The 2935-nt window shown below is 66.1% G+C and carries 4 protein-coding genes; 3 read left to right on the top strand and 1 reads right to left on the bottom strand.

Annotated features, from left to right (window positions below):
- From AC1DRP_RS35975 to AC1DRP_RS35965, 3 genes are all read left to right on the top strand, one after another.
- The coding region (locus AC1DRP_RS35975; RefSeq protein ID WP_476771074.1) for an amidohydrolase at positions 1 to 697 on the top strand (697 nt) is incomplete at its 5' end.
- 13 nt (positions 698 to 710) lie between these two features.
- Entirely contained in the window at positions 711 to 1817 is a 1107-nt protein-coding gene (locus AC1DRP_RS35970; protein ID WP_441493531.1) for an NAD(P)/FAD-dependent oxidoreductase, read from the top strand.
- Positions 1814 to 2479 carry an IMP cyclohydrolase gene (locus AC1DRP_RS35965; RefSeq protein WP_476771073.1) on the top strand — a complete coding sequence of 222 codons (666 nt, stop codon included), beginning with the start codon at positions 1814 to 1816 and terminating at the stop codon, positions 2477 to 2479. The genes AC1DRP_RS35970 and AC1DRP_RS35965 overlap by 4 nt, the downstream gene beginning before the upstream one ends.
- On the opposite strand, the gene eda is transcribed toward AC1DRP_RS35965, so the two are convergent.
- A partial coding sequence (eda, locus tag AC1DRP_RS35960) for a bifunctional 4-hydroxy-2-oxoglutarate aldolase/2-dehydro-3-deoxy-phosphogluconate aldolase (RefSeq protein WP_476771072.1) occupies positions 2476 to 2935 on the bottom strand: 460 nt, incomplete at its 5' end. The genes AC1DRP_RS35965 and eda overlap by 4 nt on opposite strands.

Below are 2935 nucleotides of genomic sequence, written 5' to 3'. Positions count from 1 at the left end.
GGTCTATGGGCTGCACAACAAGCCTGGCATGGCGATCGGTCAATTCTGCATCCGCAAGGGCCCGCTGATGGCCGCTGCCGATCGCTTCCTGATCAAGATCGAGGGCAAGGGTGGCCATGCCGCCGCGCCGCACGACACCAAGGATCCGGTGGTTGCCGCCTGCCAGCTCGTGACCGCGCTGCAGACTGTCGCCTCGCGCAATGCCGACCCGCTCGATTCTGTCGTGGTCTCGGCGACAGCGATCAATGCCGGCGAAGCGTTCAACGTCATTCCGCAGACCGTCGAGATCAAGGGCTCGGTCCGGACGCTGACGCCTGCCATGCGCGACCTCGCCCAGAAGCGCATCCTCGAGATCGCCGACGGGCTGGCGAAGGCGTTCGATCTCAAATGCGACGTCGACTACGACCGCGGCTACCCGGTGACCTTCAATCACGCCGGGCAGACGGATTTCGTGACCAGCGCCACGCGGAACGTTTTCGGCAAGGACGCGATCGACACCGAGATCCCGCCGGTCATGGGGTCGGAGGATTTCTCCTTCATGCTCGAGGAGCGCCCCGGCGCATATATCTTCATGGGCAATGGTGACTCGGCTGGCCTGCACCACCCGGCCTATGAGTTCAACGATGCGGCGATCCCGGTCGGGGTGACCTATTGGGCGAGCCTCGTCGAGATCGCCATGCCGCCGCGCGCAGCCTGATCGCAGGATCACGATGGCCGATATCGATTGCCTCGTCATCGGGGCCGGCGTCGTCGGCCTCGCAACGGCGCGCGCGCTTGCGCTCGCCGGACGCGAGGTCGTGATCGCCGAGGCCGCCGACGGCATTGGCACTCAGACCTCCGCGCGCAACAGCGAGGTCATCCATGCCGGGATCTACTACCCGCCCGGCTCGCTCAAGGCGCAGGTCTGCGTCGAGGGCCGTAAGCAGCTTTATCGCTATCTCGGCGAGCGCGGCCTGCCGCACAAAGCCTGCGGCAAGCTGATCGTCGCGACAGCTTCGGGCCAGCGCCCGGCACTGGAAACGATCGCGGCGCGCGCGAAAGCCTCGGGCGTGGACTCGCTGCGCTATCTCGACACCGCCGAAGCGCGGGCGCACGAGCCCGAGGTCGCCTGCGAGATCGCGCTGTTCTCGCCAGAGACCGGCGTGGTCGACAGCCACGCCTTCATGCTCTCTCTGCTTGGAGAGTGCGAAGCTGCAGGCGGCTCGCTGGCCCTGAATACGCCCATCACCGGCTGGCGCCGCGAGGGCGAGGCGTTCAGCGTCGATTTCGGCGGCGACGATCCCGCAACCTATTCGGTCCGCAGCATCGTCAATTCGGCCGGCCACGGCGCGCCCCGCCTTCTCGGCAGGCTCGACGGCTTTCCTGCCGCCTATGTGCCAAAGCAGTCTTTCGCCAAGGGCAACTACTTCGCACTGCTGGGGAAGCAGCCCTTCTCGCATCTGGTCTACCCGATCCCTGAAGCAGCCGGGCTCGGCATCCATGCCACGATCGACATGGCCGGGCGGGTCAAGTTCGGCCCGGATGTCGAATGGGTGGATGACGACCAGGATCTGGTCGTCGACCCGGCCCGGGCCGAGCGATTCTACGCGGCGATCCGAACCTACTGGCCCGGTCTGCAGGACGGGGCGCTGGTCGCGGATTATGCCGGTATCCGGCCGAAGCTGCACGGACCGACGGAGCCGATGCCTGATTTCCGCATCGACGGACCGGCCATCCATGGCGTACCCGGACTGGTCAACCTGCTCGGGATCGAGAGCCCCGGGCTGACGTCCTCGCTCGCGATCGCAGAGCTGGTGGTGGACAGGCTGCCGGCATGACGGAGGGCGTTTCACGCTATGTCGGCCGCATCATTGCAGTCGGCAGAACGCCTCTCGGAGACTTGGTTTCGGCATACCGCGTTTCGAGCAGATCGTTTCCGAACAGAGTTGCAGAGCGCTCTGGCAACGCGATCCGGATCGTGCCGCGTGCGAACAGCGCCGACGCGGCATCGGAGAGCCCCTACATCGCCTATGAAAGTCTACTCTGGACCGAGCGCTACGTCGTCGCGAGCAATGGCACCCAAACCCGACCCATTTTCGAGCGGTTGCGGGCGGGTCACACGGTAAGAGATGCGCTGATCGGGGTGCTTTCCGGCCTCGACCGGGAGTTCGATGCGCATGATACGCCACGCATCTGTTCGRTGCTCGATCTCGCCAATKACACGGCTTATCTCGGAAGCATCACGGCGGAAGCGCTGTCTGTGACGCCGGTGCATATAGCTCCGGGGCAGGCGACCTACATCACGACCTATGGATCGCCCCTGGCGGCAGCCGACAGGGTGGATCCGCACTTCACCGCAAGGACGGCCGAGGACGCCTGCCAGCATGTCGTGGGTGGATCAATCTTCGCCCACCTCGACAGCCCGGTCTGCTCTGCGGCGCTTCATGCCGGAAAGTCCGGGCTGGAGGCAGCCGTCTTCAACATCAGGGATGACGCTTAGCCGCGGATCGCCTTCACGGCTTCCCGCGCTTCCCTGGCAAGCTCAGTCACACGCGCCCAGTCGCGTTTCGCAACCGCATCCGCCGGCACGAGCCAGGATCCTCCGACGCAGATCACCTGCGGCAGGGCAAGGTAATCGGCGAGATTGGCGAGGCTGACACCGCCGGTCGGGCAGAACTTCAGCTGCGGGAAGGGTCCGGACAACGCCTTCAGCGCCGGCGTGCCGCCCGCCTGCTCTGCCGGGAAGAACTTGCAGGTGATCCGTCCGGCCGAGACCGCGCGCATGCAGTCGGACGCCGTCGCCACGCCAGGCAGCCAGGGCAGCCCCGCCGCGCGCATCGCCTCGTCCACCGCCTCGCTGAAGCCTGGGCTGACCACAGCCTGCGCGCCCACCCGCTTGACCTCTGCGACCTGCAAGGGCGTCACGACCGTACCGGCAACCGAAAGGATTTCCGGC

Source organism: Allobosea sp. 01N443, from assembly GCF_056399325.1.
This window is presented reverse-complemented; position numbering and strand designations above follow the sequence as displayed.

What these genes read in the sequence shown, in the direction of transcription:
- AC1DRP_RS35970 (WP_441493531.1), top strand. Translation starts at nt 711, where the DNA reads ATGGCCGATATCGATTGCCTCGTCATCGGGGCCGGCGTCGTCGGCCTC.